Source organism: Paenibacillus sp. FSL R5-0912, from assembly GCF_000758605.1.
Lineage (GTDB): Bacteria > Bacillota > Bacilli > Paenibacillales > Paenibacillaceae > Paenibacillus_AQ.
Map to the genome: position 1 here is coordinate 3,773,522 of NZ_CP009282.1, position 17,005 is coordinate 3,790,526.

Annotated in this window: 12 protein-coding genes; 10 read left to right on the forward strand and 2 right to left on the reverse strand. The window is 52.1% G+C overall.

What is annotated here, in order from left to right:
* Window positions 1-131 precede the first annotated feature (131 nt).
* Entirely contained in the window at window positions 132-845 is a 714-nt protein-coding gene (locus tag R50912_RS15995; protein ID WP_231637866.1) for a response regulator transcription factor, read from the forward strand.
* The gene (locus R50912_RS16000) at window positions 835-2,220 is read left to right on the forward strand and encodes a sensor histidine kinase (RefSeq protein ID WP_042236288.1); all 1,386 of its coding nucleotides are present in this window, start codon (window positions 835-837) and stop codon (window positions 2,218-2,220) included. The genes R50912_RS15995 and R50912_RS16000 overlap by 11 nt, the downstream gene beginning before the upstream one ends.
* Here R50912_RS16000 and R50912_RS16005 read toward each other — a convergent pair whose 3' ends face one another.
* Window positions 2,221-2,898, reverse strand: coding sequence for a DUF1796 family putative cysteine peptidase (locus tag R50912_RS16005; protein ID WP_042242504.1), 678 nt, complete (start codon window positions 2,896-2,898; stop codon window positions 2,221-2,223). It abuts the gene before it with no gap.
* A 232-nt stretch (window positions 2,899-3,130) separates the two neighbouring features.
* Complete coding sequence (locus tag R50912_RS16010) at window positions 3,131-3,616, reverse strand: DUF6803 family protein (protein WP_039291493.1); 486 nt, start codon at window positions 3,614-3,616, stop codon at window positions 3,131-3,133.
* Between the two features lie 121 nt (window positions 3,617-3,737).
* Between R50912_RS16010 and R50912_RS16015 the strand changes: the two genes are divergently transcribed.
* The 8 genes from R50912_RS16015 to R50912_RS33325 all read left to right on the forward strand — a co-directional run bounded on the left by R50912_RS16015 (window position 3,738) and on the right by R50912_RS33325 (window position 16,886).
* On the forward strand, window positions 3,738-4,403 hold the full coding sequence (locus tag R50912_RS16015; protein ID WP_042236291.1) for an HAD family hydrolase: 666 nt from the start codon (window positions 3,738-3,740) through the stop codon (window positions 4,401-4,403).
* 454 nt (window positions 4,404-4,857) lie between these two features.
* Window positions 4,858-6,771 carry a threonine--tRNA ligase gene (gene thrS, locus R50912_RS16020; protein ID WP_042236292.1) on the forward strand — a complete coding sequence of 638 codons (1,914 nt, stop codon included), beginning with the start codon at window positions 4,858-4,860 and terminating at the stop codon, window positions 6,769-6,771.
* A gap of 56 nt (window positions 6,772-6,827) precedes the next feature.
* Window positions 6,828-7,424 (forward strand): GNAT family N-acetyltransferase, encoded by a 597-nt coding sequence (locus tag R50912_RS16025; RefSeq protein WP_042236294.1) that lies wholly within the window; start codon window positions 6,828-6,830, stop codon window positions 7,422-7,424.
* Between the two features lie 244 nt (window positions 7,425-7,668).
* Complete coding sequence (locus R50912_RS16030; RefSeq protein WP_042236296.1) at window positions 7,669-9,174, forward strand: hypothetical protein; 1,506 nt, start codon at window positions 7,669-7,671, stop codon at window positions 9,172-9,174.
* A gap of 11 nt (window positions 9,175-9,185) precedes the next feature.
* Window positions 9,186-9,944, forward strand: coding sequence for a DUF6063 family protein (locus R50912_RS16035; protein WP_042236297.1), 759 nt, complete (start codon window positions 9,186-9,188; stop codon window positions 9,942-9,944).
* Window positions 9,931-14,421, forward strand: a complete 4,491-nt coding sequence (locus R50912_RS16040) for a coiled-coil domain-containing protein (protein ID WP_042236298.1) — start codon at window positions 9,931-9,933, stop codon at window positions 14,419-14,421. The genes R50912_RS16035 and R50912_RS16040 overlap by 14 nt, the downstream gene beginning before the upstream one ends.
* 38 nt (window positions 14,422-14,459) lie before the next feature.
* The gene (locus R50912_RS16045; protein ID WP_042236300.1) at window positions 14,460-15,290 is read left to right on the forward strand and encodes an aldo/keto reductase; all 831 of its coding nucleotides are present in this window, start codon (window positions 14,460-14,462) and stop codon (window positions 15,288-15,290) included.
* Between the two features lie 126 nt (window positions 15,291-15,416).
* Entirely contained in the window at window positions 15,417-16,886 is a 1,470-nt protein-coding gene (locus R50912_RS33325; RefSeq protein WP_052416384.1) for a TPM domain-containing protein, read from the forward strand.
* Window positions 16,887-17,005: the final 119 nt, after the last annotated feature.

The following is a 17,005-nucleotide window of genomic DNA, read 5'->3' on the forward strand; positions in this document are numbered from 1 at the left end:
GCGGGACCCGCTGTCGGCTTGCTCTTTTTTCGCGGAAACGGACCTCACCCCAAAAGAACGGCATAACCGTTCCCACTTGGGTATAATGAATGCACGAACGATTAACCATTCCACAAAAAAGGGTGAACGGCTTGTCCAAATCTCAAATACTTATAGTAGACGATGAATGGAATATGCGGAATTTGCTGCGTATATATCTGCTGAACGAGGGCTTCACCACCAAGGAAGCGGCCACGGGGCAGGAAGCCATCCGCATGGCGGGGCAGCACGCGTTTGATCTGATACTGCTCGATGTGATGATGCCTGACATGGATGGCTGGCAGGTCTGCCGTGTGATCCGGGAGCAGAGCCATATCCCCATCCTGATGCTCACCGCGCGTTCGGAGATTAAGGATAAGGTGCAGGGTCTTGGCATCGGCGCGGATGATTATCTGACTAAGCCGTTTGAGCCGGAGGAGCTGCTGGCCCGGATACATTCGCTGCTCCGCCGCTCTGCACTGACGCAGTCACTGGCACCCCAGGAAGAAGTACTGGAGTACCCCGATTTGCGGATTTACCCGGAGGCACGCGAGGTGCGTGTACAGGGAAAGAATGTTGATTTTACGTTAAAAGAGTTCGATCTCCTGGCCTTGCTTGCGCGCAGCGGACAACGGGTATTCACCCGCGATGAGCTGGTCGAACGGTTATGGGGCAACGATTACGGCGGTGAAACCCGGGTCATCGACACCCACATCAAGAATATCCGCGAAAAGATGCAGAGAGCGGGACTGGCGTATAATCCGGTGCAAACGGTATGGGGCCTCGGTTATAAATTCCAGGTCACGGGTAGTCCGGATGAAACATAATATCATCGGCTCCAAGCTTGGGCTGGTCATCATGTCCGTATTCCTGATCGTGCTGCTGTCGCTGGGCATGGTGATCGACAGGATGTTCACCAGCTTCTATTACAACGAAATGCAGACGGAAACGGAGGAGCTCGCCTCCCATTTCACGGTCATGGCCCAGTCCAAGGAATCCACGACCAGCCAGATGATGACGACGTTTGCTGAATTCTCTAATGTCAGTATATTTAACATACTTCCCGACGGCCATACGAATCTCCATTCAGGCGTTCACGATTCTTCGGACAGGGCGTTTATCCGAACCGGGGATCTAACTGATATTTTCAACGGCAAAACGGTCAGCTTCCTGTACAAAGATCCAGAGGGGCACCGTTATTTCGTTACTGGTCAGCCTATCTCGGGCAGTGAAGGTGTCAGTTCGGCGCTATATGTGATGTCCTCCACCACGAATATGGAAGAATCGCTGGCCTCAGTACGTAATATACTGCTGCTTGCCGGGATCGGCGCATTCCTTCTGGCGCTCGGCATCACCTGGATTATTGCCGTGGTCCTGTCCCGTCCGCTTCTGCAGATGCAGAGAGCCACCCGCAAGATCGCCGCCGGTGAACTGGAGACACGCCTTACCATCCGCGGTAAGGATGAGATTGGTTTCCTCGCAGGAGCCATTAACGATCTGGCCGTTGATCTGCAGCGTTACAGGGATACCCGACAGGAATTCCTCGCTAACATTTCACATGAACTGCGGACACCGATTACTTACCTGCAGGGATATGCCAAGGTATTGAAGAGCGGGTTGTATGAGACGGAGGAAGAGAAGGGACTGTATCTCGACATCATCGATCAGGAAGCGCACCGGCTGCAGCACCTGGTCGACGACTTGTTCGAGCTGGCCAAGATGGAAGAGGGCAGAATTCCACTGAACCTGGAACAGGTCGATCTCAGACAGATCGTGGATCAGGCGGTCCGCAGGGTGGAATTACCGGCGAAGGAGAAAGGTCTGCTGCTGACAGCGTCGTACGATGGCGGGCAGGACGTGAGGGTATTAGGCGATGGCAAACGGATGGAGCAAATTGTGATGAATCTGCTGGAGAATGCTGTCCGCTATACCGAAAAGGGACAGATCAAGGTGAATCTAAGATTCACTCCGGACTCAGCAATATTTGTTGTAGAGGATACGGGAATCGGAATTCCGGAGGCGGAGCTTCCCTTTATTTTTGACCGTTTTTACCGGGTAGAGAAATCCCGCTCGCGGCAATACGGAGGCTCCGGCCTCGGGCTTTCAATTGTGAACAAGCTGGTCGAGCTGCTCGGCGGTACGATTGTATTTACAAGTAAGGTCGGCGTAGGAACACGCTGTGAGGTTACTTTTAAGAGATAACTAAGAATGATTTAGACTTATCCCTTGCAGGATGTAATCCCAATTCGCATAATCATTCATATCGCCAGGCACTTCCAGAACGCAGACATTGCCGATACCCCATTCCGCTTCTCTTGTTAGGGTAAGGCCGGGTATGGGATTTAGGATGAGTATTGTGAATTTCTTGTTGTCTAAAAGTTTTGATAATATCCTATGCAGCTCCAGTACCTGTTCAGCGCTTGCAAACCATCTGATAAAAAAACTATTGTCGCTGCTGAGCAGACTGTTCCAGAACCGGCCGACCCGGTATTCCAGCTTCAGTCTGTAGGCGGGATAGGAAGCGCTCCAGCCCTGACCTGGAATAATCGGGAAATCGTGGGCAGAGATGATGTTATACAGAGAGTCCCGTATGAAATAGGATGGTGACAGATTGTTCCTGGAATGATCCAAATATACGGGATCTCCATCATCCAGCAAAAAATGAGTCTCATCCAACGGATGCAGATTTCTGAAATCCATAAAGTTCTTGAACTCATTCTTTAGAAGCCGGTTGACGTCTGCCAGTGAATACGAAATCATCCAGTCTAGAGGCATTGAGAATTTACGTAGACCGTATCTCTTCAGGTTAATTGCTGGCGCACAAGATGAACCTAAGCTGACGATCAGTCCATAGTCCTTTTTGACGTCTTGTAGTTTCATGAATTCACCCATCTCTATCCAGACTTCATCGTTAGTAAATCATATACGAGATGCTCCGGGATTGATTGGACGGATGAGACAAAATTCAGCGGTACACATGCTTCGGATAGCTGAGAGGCGATTTCATTCTGAGGGGTTTGTGCGTAATGAAAACCAAAAGGCGCCCGGGCAGCTATTTCTATAGTCTCCCCGGACACCTGTCAATCTTTTATAAACTTAGGTGACTCAACTCTTAGTGGCTCATGCCAGCCATTCCGCCCATAATTTCCGGATTCACCATCCCGAAGATCATAGCGATGTGGGCAACAACGAGGAAGCCGCTGATCAGCAGGAAATGCAGCTTAAGCTTGCTCTCTTCACTGCGTTTGCGGGCGATGAGACCGAGATCCAGCAGGGCCAGAGGCAGCAGGAAGATGACTCCGCTCAGATAAAAGCTTACCGCAACCACATCCACCCAGGTGTGCCATTCACCATTTGCGGTGAGCGGAATGAAGGCGGTAGGGAACAAGTACAGGAAAACTCCGGTGAAATAGAGTCCGGCAAGAATACTACATACCCGGTTGAACGCTCGGAGCGGCCCGTTCAGCTTCTTGGTGAACAGAATAATAAACTCCGTAACCGTAATCGTCTCGGCAAAAATCACGGGAATCGCCATAAAAAGAATCAGATTCCATGGCTGATTGTCCGCCAGCAGGGACATATAATGCGTCATGTTCATGTTACATCCTCCAAATTCAAATATAGCTTACATAGTGATGTTAGTAGATAAGTGTGTGGAAAGTATGAAGAAAGGAAGGTATGATGGATAAAAGTTAAACAGGAAGGGAGCACGAACGGAAGTGAAGGACGCGTTGCATCATATTTTATTTGATCTGGACGGCACATTAACCGACCCCAAAGAAGGCATCACCAAATGCGTGGAATATGCACTGCATAAGTTAGGGATCGGGGTGGAGCATCCCGACCTGCTAATCCCGTATATCGGGCCGCCGCTCTACGATTCTTTTGTTCACATCCAGGGTCTGACACATGAAGCTGCCCTGCAGGGCGTGGACTTCTACCGGGAGCGTTACCGGACGCTAGGCATGTTCGAGAACAATGTGATCCCAGGGGTTCCGGAGTTACTGGAGAACCTGCGGAATCAGGGGTTCAGCCTGTATGTGGCGACATCCAAGCCCACGGTCTTTGCTGAGGAAATTCTCCGCCATTACAAGCTGGATCACTTCTTCAGGTTCACCGCTGGCAGCAATCTGGACGGGACACGCTCGAAGAAGCGCGAGGTGATCCAGTATGTGCTGGACCAGAATGATATTCCTGCCGCACAGGCGGTGATGATCGGGGACCGGGAGCATGATATTATCGGGGCGAAGGCCTGCGGTGTGCCCTCCATTGGCGTGTTATTCGGCTACGGTTCGGAGGAGGAATTATCAGCTGCCGGAGCGGATTATATTGCTCCTACGGTTGAAGAAACGGGTAAGATTATTTCACGGATTTCAAGTGAATGATAGTAACGGATAGATTGCCGGGGGGGCAGCGGCATACAACTATTTTTACATTGAGGTATTGACTTATAGCAAAGGCATTCAGTATTATGTAACCAGCAACACCATATCTAAGGCAATGACCAGAGACAGGATATCCTCCCAGGACTGACCAGAGAGAGAAGTGCAAGGTGAGAGCTTCTTACAGAGACCAGCCGGATGTTACCCCTTTGCAGCCGTGACACTGAACCCTCCTGCTGTTAGTGAGGCTGTAAATGCCACCGACCCATCCCCGTTAACGGATGCCATGAGGATTGTGCTTATCACGTTTCCGCCGAACAGCCGGGGGTCCGTGAATACATAGTCGAATTAGGGTGGAACCACGAGCGTAGACGCACTCGTCCCTTTCCGGGATGAGATGCGTTTTTTTGCGTTCAAATCACACTAACAGAAACCTGAAGAAATGGAGGCCACAATCATGGAGATTCAAGTGAAACTGCCGGATGGAACAATTAGGAGGTATTCGCGTAACACCACAGTTGCGCAGGTTGCGGAGTCAATCAGTGCAAATCTGAAGAAGAATGCGGTAGCAGGTAAGATCGACGGCAGGCTCGTTGACCTTGATCACCCGGTTGAACAGGATAGCCTCGTTGAAATTATAATGGCGGACAGCAGTGACGGTCTAATGATCCACAGACATAGTACTGCTCATCTGATGGCCCAGGCTGTCAAACGGATCTACGGGGATCAGAATGTTAAATTGGGTATCGGTCCGGTCATAGAGGATGGATTCTATTACGATATTGATATAGCACGTCCGTTGTCCGTGGAGGATTTGAGTGCGATTGAGCGGGAAATGGAGAAGATAATCGGAGAAAATCTGCCGATTCTGCGCCGGGTTGTCAGCAGAAGTGAAGCGATGGAACGGTTCCGGCAGCTGGAGGAGCCCCTTAAGCTTGAACTGCTCCGTGACCTGCCGGAGGATGCAGTGATCAGCTTGTATGAGCAAGGTGAATTCACTGATCTGTGCCGGGGGCCGCATTTGCCGTCTACTGGCCGGATCAAGGCCTACAAGCTGCTTAGCGTAGCGGGAGCCTACTGGCGCGGGGATTCAGATAATCAGGTGCTCCAGCGGATCTACGGAACTTCATTCTTCAAGAAATCCCAGCTGGAGGAGCATCTCCACATGCTGGAGGAAGCGAAGAAGCGTGATCACCGCAAGCTGGGTAAAGAACTTGGGTTGTTCATGTTCTCCGAAGAAGCGCCGGGTATGCCGTTCTATCTGCCGAAAGGGATGCTTATCCGTACAGAGCTGGAGAACTTCTCGCGTGAATTACAGAGGTCCAGCGGCTACGATGAGGTCCGTTCACCGTTGATGATGAATAAACGGCTATGGGAGCAGTCCGGACACTGGGATCATTATAAAGACGAGATGTATTTCACAAAAGTAGATGAAACAGATTTTGCGCTCAAACCGATGAACTGCCCCGGACATATGCTGATCTACAAGAACAGCCTTCGTTCCTACCGTGAGCTGCCGATCCGGATTGCTGAATATGGCCAGGTCCACCGCCATGAATTCTCAGGGGCGCTGAATGGTATGATGCGTGTCCGCACGTTTTGCCAGGATGATGCCCACCTGTTTGTCCTGCCGGAACAGATTGAGGATGAAATTAGCCGGGTGCTGGAGCTCATTGATCAGATGTACAAAGTATTCGGTTTCGAGTACAAGGTGGAGCTGTCCACACGTCCGGATGATTATATGGGGGCTGAAGAACTCTGGGATCAGGCGGAGCTGTCGCTCGAACGCGTGCTGAAGAATAACGGGACCCTGTATCGGGTGAACGAGGGGGATGGCGCTTTTTACGGGCCTAAGATCGATTTCCATGTCCTTGATGCCTTGAAAAGAAGCTGGCAATGCGGTACAATCCAGCTGGATTTCCAAATGCCGGAGAAGTTCGATCTGACTTATATTGGTGAAGATAACGTAAAACACCGTCCGGTAGTCATTCACCGTGCTGTATTCGGCTCCATTGACCGGTTCATGGGCATTCTTACAGAGCACTTCAGCGGAGCTTTTCCGCTATGGCTGTCTCCCGTGCAAGTCAAGCTGCTGCCTGTATCCGGGGTTCATGCTGATTATGCCTTCGAGGTTAAAGAGCAGCTGCAGGCTGCCGGACTGCGGGTTGAGATGGATGTGCGGGATGAGAAGCTGGGCTACAAAATCCGTGAAGCACAGCTGGAGAAAGTGCCTTATATGCTCGTACTTGGAGATCAAGAACAGAACAACGGTACTGTTTCCGTTCGGGGCCGTGCGGAGAGTACACAAATACCGCTCAGCGTGCAGGAATTCATTCAGCTGCTGGCCGGCCAAATCGCTGATCGGAAATAAATTGCTTCATTAATAGGTAGTCGAAGAATAGGTAGTCAAAGTTCAGGAGGGCTGATATGATTTCGAAGAATGCTGAGCAACTGGAGGGCAGCGTGATCAGGCTTGTGCCCCTCATGGAAGAGCATAAGCCGGAGCTGGTTAAGGTGCTGAACGATCCGCTGATCTGGGAATACACCTGGAGAAGAATCAGTACAGAAGAGCAGGTAGGGCAATTGATTGACGCGGCATTGGTGAACAAGGCTAAAGGTACGGATATGCCTTTTGTCATCATTGAGCAGGCTTCCGGCCGAATTGCCGGCACTACGCGGATCATGCATCTGGACCGGACACACCGCAATGCTGAGATCGGCTGCACCTGGATTTCGCCGGATTACTGGAGAACCGCAGTGAACACGGAGTCGAAGTCGCTGCTTCTGCAGTACTGCTTCGAGGCGCTCGGATTAATCCGTGTTAACTTCTCTATTGTCAGTAGCAACCTCCGGTCACAGCGGGCGGTTGAACGGATTGGTGCTGTCCGGGAAGGCGTGCTGCGCAAGCACCGCCTCACTTCTGACGGCATGGTTATGGACAATGCGCTGTACAGTATCATTGATGACGAGTGGCCGGCGGTGAAGGCTAATCTTGATTATTTGTTGAATGTGAAGTATAAGTAGCTGCATCCATCCGGGTGCCCAAGCGAAGCTTAGAGGGGTCCCATTGCGGGCCCCTCTATTATTTTTTTGCAAATAGCCATATCTGAGAAACATTGATATAATAGAAAGAACTGAGGATAGAAACATACATTCCCCAATATATCGTTTATCGTGATCCTAGCCCATACTTCACCCTTCGGGGCAGATGTGGGTTTATGTTATGTTGTGAGGTAAATTATGAAGTGATGGCGAGGTTGGCTGGAGCATGAACTGGAATGATTTTGGAGAACGGAATAAACGGCTGAATCCCCTATGGAGTCTGGGGGCAGGCATGAATCTCGGCGAGCTTCAGCCTTATAAGGAAATGATTGCTCTAAGCGTGCTGCTGCAGATCTATTATCTGGAGCTGGAATCGAATGAACAGAGATCCAGGGAGGATCTGGTCCAGCTGACCTGGAGCTCGCTTGAACGCTTCGGCATCGCGAAGCTTGGCAGTCCGGAATCGGTGGAACGGCTGGTGGACGGGCTACTGTGGAGCGGAGGCGGCGGGGATTTCGAGGCGAACTATTATGATGATCAGTCCCGTCAGATGGCGGTGCAGAAATACAAATATTTCTCAGTGGATGAAGATGCCACCCGTACCAGCTGGGAAGAGAACGGGACCACAATCTACCGGCTCTCCGAATATGCGATGGAGCTGATCTTCATGAGCCATGAGATCATTGACGAATTTCAAATCAGCATCAAGCTGCTCGAGATTCAGATGCATATCAAGCATGGACGGGTAACCCGGGCGATGCAGGATGTGAACGAGCTGATCTCCCGGGTGCGGAAGATGACCCAGCAGCAGCAGGAATACCGCAATGCGCTACGCCGTAATCCGAAGCATATCTTCAGCGAATATGGCGCTCAGCGGCACCAGCGGCTGGAGGAGATTCATCAGCAATTTGACGAAGAACGCAAGCATTTCGATAATATTCACCGCTCGCTGGCCCGGCTGGCCAATGATGAGAAGGATGTCATCGACTTCAATGAGCTGCGCCTGCTCTCCGAGCGGGTCGAACTCTCCCGTCGGGTGCATGATGAGCTTGCCGAAGTGGTACTTAGCATTTTTGAAGCGGAAACCAATCTCAGGCTCAACTTCCCCGAGCTGTTCTGGGGTGCCGCCGGCTTCAACTTCCGTACCCACGTCTGGGAGGAATGGGTGAAGCCGGAAGGGTTGCCGGATGGAGACAGCATGGAAACTCTGATCAGCGGGCTATTTTCTCCCAGCCAAGACTTCATTTATCCGCTGGCCTGGGCCTGGGAAGAGCAGGATGTCGGCTTCCTGCCGGACGAATTGCCGGAAGACCCGGATGAAGCCGGGGAGGAGGAAGAACTCCACTATGTCCCCAAAAGCATACCGTGGACCGAGGTATCTGAGCTTTGGCTGCCGGTCTTCGCCGGACTGGCAGAACAGGGAAGCTTTACATTCTCGGCAGAGGCTTTCTCTGAGGATGAACAGCGGCGCTGGGCGGATACCCCCAATGCGGTGGACCTGTGGGTTCAATTTTTCCATACCGAAATTAAGGTGCAGGAGCAGGAAGTGGAAGGTTACGGCGGGGCCGATGAATGTCAGAAGCTGATTGGGCGGCTGATTGCGGACCACCCGGAGCTTGAGACCTTGCGGGGCAAAGTGCTGCAGACCAGGATTGCTAACGGGCAGCAAGGCAGCATCCGCTGGCCCGGTCTGGAGATCAGTCCTTATACCATTACTATAGTAGAGAAGTGAGATGATTCAGCATGAGTTATTCGTTAGAGCAAGTACAACAGGCTTCACGGCTGTTCTTCGACCTGCTTCGCCGCAAGGTGATATCACTTGATGATCCCGCTGCGGCCGAATGCCTGCAGGATACCGTCGCTTATGATGCCTTACAATATGTAGCCAAAGAAGCCGGCTGCCGGATTATGAACTCCGGGCATCGTCTGCACCTGCTCGTGAGTCCAATGGGTTCCGGCTTTGCCAGCAACTTCACACAGCTGCGCAATAAATATTCGCGCATCGAACGCAAGACGCATCTGCATATCATCAACGTAATTATTCTGGTGTTCCTGGCTGAGATGGATCAGGATGAACAGCATTTCAAGCCGGGTCAGGACAGCATGTCCTACATACAGCTCTCGGATCAGGTATCCGTCCTGTTCCAGACATGGATGGACATGGACGAAGACGGCAGCTTCAGCAAGCAGTGGCGGCTGGATATTCAGGCGATGCACAAAGTATGGAGCAGCCTGTATATGCAGACCAAAAGCCAGGAGGAGGGCGATTCGCTGACCCGCGGCGCCGGCTCACGGATCGGCCTGATCCATGAGGGGATGAAGCTGCTGGAGGAAGAGCATCTGGTGTTCATCTCCGAGAACGAGAAGCGGATTTTCCCCCGGGAAGAGCTGTATGAGCGGATGCGTTATCTCTATCATGATGTGGACCGCTATAAGGAGCTGAAGGCCCTGATTGGCCGGACACTCAGCGAGAAGGAGGAGGAAGCCCATGCCGCGCATTGAGCGAATCCGCATCTCCGGACTTAAATATGAGAAGATGCTGAAGAAATATGAGGATATGATCCTCGACCTGTGCAATGAGGAAGGCCCGTCCAACACGCTGATTACACTGATGAACGGCGGGGGGAAGGGCGTGCTGCTGCAGTCGATATTCCAGCTGCTGATGCCCAAGGCGGCCTGGGGTAAAGATAATGAGAACCAGGTAGAAGCCTTCTTCCATAATCACAAAAAACAGCTGAAGCCCTATACGTTCCACGTTGCTATCGAATGGCGGCTGGACGAGCCGGAACGGACGGAGTACATAACCACCGGAATCGCAATGACTGCCCAGAACTCGATGGATCTGCTGGAGATCAAAGTAGATTATCTGCTCTATGCGCTGCTCAATTATGATGAGAATGCGGAGCTTACATTGTCTACCCTGCCGCTCTATGATCACGAGCTGAACACTCCGGCCAGCTTTGAAGCGATTCAGCAATTTGTCCGTGAGCGGCGTAATGAGATCGTTGCGTTTGGCAGCCACAGCTCGGATCTGAAGAAATATTATGCTTTTCTGGCAGACCGGGATATCCATATTGATGAATGGCGGAATATGCGGAGAATCAACGGCGAGGAGGGCGGAATTAAAGGCTATTTCCAGAAGAATGACGCCTTTACCAACCACAATCTGTTCGAGAAGCTGATTATTCCGGAAATCGGGTCGAGTCTAAACGGCAGCATGCGCGAGGATGAAGGCTCACTTCAGCGGATGTTCATAGATTCCGCTACGGTTGCACAGAGGCTGCCGATGCTGGAGCAGAGAGAGCGGGCTTTTGCTGAATTCACTTCACTTGCCGCCCCGCTCTATGAGGCCGTCAAGCAGGGGACTGAGGCTGACCGCAGCTTTCAGGAGACCGAATTGTTCGGGCGGCAGCTGTACACGGTGATCTATGATGAGCTGAAGAATGCCGAAGACAAGCGCCGCAAAACTGCGGATGAGCTGGCCGGGCATTATCAGGAAGCGAAGCAGCTGAAATTTGAGACGGATAATCTGAAGTATCTGAAGCTTAAGGAAGAGCGTGACCGCAAACAGGATGATTTCAAAGCGGTCTCAGATAATCAGGCACGGGCTAAGCAGCGGCTGGAGGAATCGAAGATCAAGGAAAAGGATCTTGAGGTTGCCCATTATCTAGCCAGACGCAGATTGCAGATCCGCCAGATGGAGCAGTGGCAGAAGGAAATTGAAGCCATCGAAGGCTCCCTTGCGATGAAGGAGCGCCAAGAGGTCATTCAAGCGGCCAAGCAGGAGCTTCGCCTGCAGTGGGATGAGGTCTACCGGCTGTGGCAAGCGCGAATTCTGTTCTTCAGCGGCCGCCAGCAGGCTCTGGGTGCAGAAGAGGGCGTTCTGCGCAAAGGCCGGGAGGCATTCCTGCTTGAACTCGGCGGACTGGAGGGCAAGATTCATGAATTAACGGCGCTCATCCGCCAGTATACCGAAGATCTAGGGGTGTTCGCTTCCCGCCACGGGCAGGAGGCTGCCCATTCCCCGGCAGCCGCACTTCAGCGCACGATGATTGCAGCCAGAAGCATGACCGAGAATATCGTTGCCCTGAACGAGCAGCGCAAATCCGCAGAAGAAGAGAAGCTTGCTCTGCATACCAGACATACACGGCTGACTGAGAAGCTGCTGGGGGCTGCAAGCCAGGCGGAGGAGCTTACGGACCGGATTGAAGCTCAGATGGGCAAGGAATCACAGCTCTGGTCACAGCTTGTAGTTCTGCTGGAAATGTATGAAGAACATCAGCAGCTCGGGACGACAGCATTGTTCGAGGCCAAATCACTTATTCAGGAACGGTTCATCCGCAGGCTGGATGATGCCGAGCAGCAGACGAAGCGGCTCAGACGGGAATACTATAATCAATTGCTGGATGTAGAGCTGCAGCAGGAAGCTTATTGGCTGCCTAATAATGATATCCTGACAGTGAAGGATGCCCTGGATGCCCTGAAGATCAGCTCCATGATCGGCAGTGCATATCTGAACGACCAGTCTTACCTGGTCCGTGAAGAGGAGCTGGAACGTCACCCGCTGCTGCCTTACGGGCTGATTGTAACGAAGCGTGAATCGGCTAAGCTTCAGCCTGAGCTGCTTCAGGAGCTTTTGCTCAAATCGCCTGTCCCGGTCTTCGTGCGTGAGGAAATGGCGGATGCCACAGGAGCTTCATTCCTGCTGCTCACCCATCAAGGGCCGCAGATGGTGCTGCAGCCGGAGCGTTTCCTGGACTGGAAGCAAGGGATCGCCTCCCGGCTCAAAGAGCGGGAAGAAGAGCTGCAGGATGCGGAAGGGTATCTGGCGAAGCTGAAATCAGCCAGACAGGAGTATGACCGTCTGCTCCAGGGTGAACACACCGTAAGTCTGCGGGCCAGACAGCAGGTATTAGAGACCCGGCAGCAGGAGCTTGGCAAGAGTCTAAATGAATTGAATGCTGAAATGTCCCTTAATGAAGAGACTATATCCGGAATAGCCAGAGATCTGGCTGTCAGTGAGGCCGAGAAAACCGAGCATGAGGCCAGGGCAGCGGCGCTGCGTGAATGGGCGGAGCGTAGCCGGAAGCAGGAGCAGGATTACAAGGACAAACAAAAGTCAGTTGAATTGAAGACAGCCTTAAGCAAAGAGATTGCCGTCAAGGAACAGCAGCTGGCACTTCTGAAGGCGGACATAGACAGCCTCGCCCTGCAACGGGAGAAGTGGCTGGGAGAAGCTAAGTATTCCTTGTTCCCGCGGCTGCAAAACTGGTTCCCGGAGATTCACTTCCCGAGTGAACATGGCGGTGCTGCACAAGATACTGTGCAGGAAGAAGCAGTGCCGGATGAAGCATTACAGGATAAGCTGCTGCAGCTGCTGAGTACCGTGGAAAGTCTGCAGCAGTCCCTCAGCCAGAATGAGCTGGAAATCCGCACACGGGCTGCCCAGATCAAAGCGGCGGGACAACAGCTGGTTGAACTGGAAGCTGCAGTACATCAGGTCGATGACGGATGGCAGTCTGCGCCCGAACCGGATGAATCACCGGAGGTTATTCAGTCGGCCAGAACACGGCAGAAGAGTGACACGGCGATTCTGGACGAGGATTATCAGCATATCCGCGATTCCTACATCCGCTGTATGGCAGAGCTGGACAACCTGCAGAAGGAGCTGGGCAAAGCCGAGAAGGCCATCAAGGAGAAGCACGAGCGTGCTGTAGAGCTCTGGCATGAGCCGCTGGTACAGAAGGAAGAAGAGCTAAGTGCGCGCTTCCGCGAGAATGAGTATTTGCTGAATACAAGCAAGCAGGCGCTTGCCTCAATGGATATTTGGCTGCAGACTCTCTCCAATCAGAGCAAGGTCATGGATACCCATGTGGAGAGCCGCATGCCGCTGCGGGATGTGCCCGAGGACGTGCAGCTGGATGTGCGGGAGAACTGTGAGCAGTTGGTTGCAGACTGGCTGCTGCGCAGCAAGGAGAGCCGCAGTCAGCGTGCGGAAATCTCGCGCAAGGTCAAGGAAGAGAAGACAACGCTCAGCGGCAGACTGGCCAAATCCGGATGGAACGTTGAGCTGGAGACCAAAATTCAGGACCGGCTGAACACAGTTCACTGGGATGATTTCTCGATTGCACTGCAGGTGCTGGACTCGATGCTCCAGAGCTCACGTGATCAGATTGAGAGTATCCGCAGTGACAAGGAAGATATGGAGCTGTCGCGTAAGCTGTGGGTAGGACGTGCCGCGAAGCGGGTCGTGCAGATTACCGACATTCTCAAGCGGATGGAACGCCGGATGATCATTCATAATGAGAACGGGCATGCCTTCCCCCTGGTCCGGCTGAATTACAAGAATATTACCGTTCCGAGAACGACAGATGACATCGAACCGCTGGTCAGTGAGTATTTCAACCGCTGCATCAGCAGCCTGCTAGAGAAGTTCCCGAAGATCGAGCAGGTTCCGGCTTCCGCAGTCAGAGAGCTGATTAATGACGGGCGGATGGTGTATGCCGCGCTGCAGAACCGCTTCCCGGTGCTCCAGGTATATAAACCGGTGACCGAGAATTATTTCCTCTACGCAGCACCGGAAGAGTACCATTACTCGGATTGGGAGGTCATTAACCGCGGGGCGCTGGATGAGGCCGTCGGCAGCGGCGGTCAACGCCAGTCGGTTCAGCTGCTGGTGGCGATGATGATTATGACCCACAAGCGCGTCAACCGGGAGAATAAAGGCTGGACGGTCTTCCTGTACGATAATCCGTTCGGTGAAATGGTCTCCAATAACGTGCTTGATCCGGTATTCGAGATTTCCAAGGCGCTGAAGTTCCAGTGGCTGATCGTTACGCCGCCGGAGCTGGTGAAGAATGACGTCAGCATCCGTTTCGGTGTGTACTGGCAGCTGTATTTTGGCGGGGATAAAGGAGATGCACTGGATTCAACCCTGATTAAGGGCGGACGCAAGCTGGTCCCTGCCTCATTGTTCTAGCAACAATCCAAATCATATAGATGGGTGGTACTCTGATAATGATGAACCTAAAGTCGGCAACGAAGTTAGCTAACGGTGTAGAAATGCCTTGGTTTGGTCTGGGAGTGTTCAAGGTCCAGGAAGGCCAAGAGGTTGTGGATTCTGTCAAAGCAGCAATTAAGGCCGGATACAGAAGCATTGATACAGCAACTGTGTATGGTAATGAAGAGGGAGTCGGTCAGGCGATCCGTGAATCCGGGATTGCCCGCGAAGAGCTGTTCATCACCACCAAGGTATGGAATAACGATCAGGGGTACGATTCTACGCTGGCGGCATTTGACCTGAGTCTCAGCAAACTGGGATTGGATTATGTGGATCTGTATCTGGTGCACTGGCCGATTAGAGCCAAATATAAAGACACCTGGCGCGCACTTGAGAAGCTGTATGCAGACGGAAAAGTCCGTGCGATCGGTGTCTCGAACTTCCAGATAGATCATTTGGAAGATCTTTTAACTGAAGCCAAGGTGAAGCCGATGGTTAACCAGGTGGAACTGCATCCGCTGCTTAGCCAGCTTGAGCTTCGTGAGTTTTGCCGGGTGCAGGACATTCAGATTGAAGCATGGGCTCCGCTGGCCCAAGGCCATCTGCTGGACAATGAGGTGATTGCTGACATTGCGGCACGCCATAACAAAACGCTGCCTCAGGTCATCCTGCGCTGGGATCTGCAGAACGGTATTGTGACGATTCCAAAGTCGGTCAAAGAAGAGCGGATTATCGCGAATGCCGATATCTTTGATTTCGAACTGTCAGAGGATGAAATCAGCCGTATTAATGCGCTGAACAACAACCAGCGCTTTGGATCGCATCCGGACAGATTTAATAACGAGTAACCTCCGGGCAGTCTCTTTTGAATATGTACTAGATTCGGACATAAGTATAAGGGGAATGGAACTATATCCCATTGTGAGCTTAACCGATATAGTATAGTAGAGATATAAGTAGCCGGAGGGGTATTAATGTATGAGAAAACTTTAAAAACTGCGCTTATCACTATTCTGATGATCCTGCTTCTGCTGCCGCTGGCGCCAAGCCGGACGGAGGCAGCTGTTCCCGCCCATTCGGAGTCCTTTTATGTGAATGACTTCGCGGGCGTAATCGATCAGAAGACAGAGAATTATATGGTCAATTACGGCGTGAAGCTGCATCAGCAGACTGGTGCTCAAGTTGTGCTGGTGACGGTGAATACTACGAACGGAACATCGATGGAAGAGTATGCGACCTCGCTGTTCAATGCATGGGGAGTCGGTTCGGCAGATAAGAATAACGGAGTTCTGCTGCTGCTCTCCACCCAGGATGATGATTACTGGGCGGTTCCGGGCAAAGGTCTGGAGGATACGCTGAACGACAAGGTGTTATCCCGGATTCTATCGGAGTCACTGGAGCCGGATTTCGCGGCGAAGAACTATAGCGCTGGTGCGCGCAAAACCTATGGTTCATTAATTCAGGAGCTTGGCGGAATCTATTCGGAGACTGTCGGCACCAAAAACTATGTATCGGATAATGCCGGGGTCTTCAAACAAGTTACGAAGGATTATCTGAACCAGTCCAGCAACCGTTATGCGGCAACGACCGGAAGCGGGATCTATGTAGTGACAATCAAGAATTCCGGTGATAAAAGCCTGCAGGATTATACGTATGCGAAGTTCGCCGGCGTAGCCGCAGGGCCTAAAGATGTAATGCTGGTGCTGGATATCGGCGGAGATAATTATCATGTCCTTCAGGGTAAGGCAATCGATGGAATTTTGACCAATGAACGCATTGGCGGAATACTGGACACGGTACTTGAACCGGAATTTGCTGCAAAGGATTACGCAGGCGGGGCAACCGGGACGGCGAATGCTTTCTACAGCTTCTTCCTGGCCAGAGCAGATGCCAGCCTGGAGGCTGCGGCGGCGGGCTCCAAATCTACCGCTGCAGCAGGAACCCAATCACCCGTAAAATCGCATATTAACGACAAACCGAAACCCGTCAGCGCATCTACAGGATTAAAGATTATGGGAGTGTATCTGATAATCATTGCTATATTCAGTCTTGCTGCTTCCGGCCGCAACCGTTTAATTGCCCGTTTTGGATCACGGCTTAATCCGTTCAATCAGCAGAATATTAACCGTCTAGTTACCAGGTTCGGCTCAGGTTCTACTATGCGGCAGCGGCGGCACCGCCGGCATGAGCGGCATCGTAACGAAGCCTTGAATCACAGCAGTTCGCAGAGCAGCTTCTGGGGTAGCAATGAGGGAGGTGGCGGTTCATCAAGCGGTGGCGGAGTAGGACGCCATTCCTCTTACCAGGATGAAAATGAGGGGGATGGCGGTTCTACCAATGGGGGTGGAGCGGGGCGTTATTCTTCCTATGATGACGATGATGATAATAATGCCGGCGGAGGCGGCAGTGCAAGCAGCGGAGGCGGTGTAGGCAGACACCGGTGATAGGCTGGAGCTGTAGACTATGCAAATAAAGTATTGTAAAAAAGGACAGTGGCCGTGTGACCGCCCTGTCCCTTTTTCATTGATAAAGATAAAGATAAAGATGTGACGAGCTTACGGTT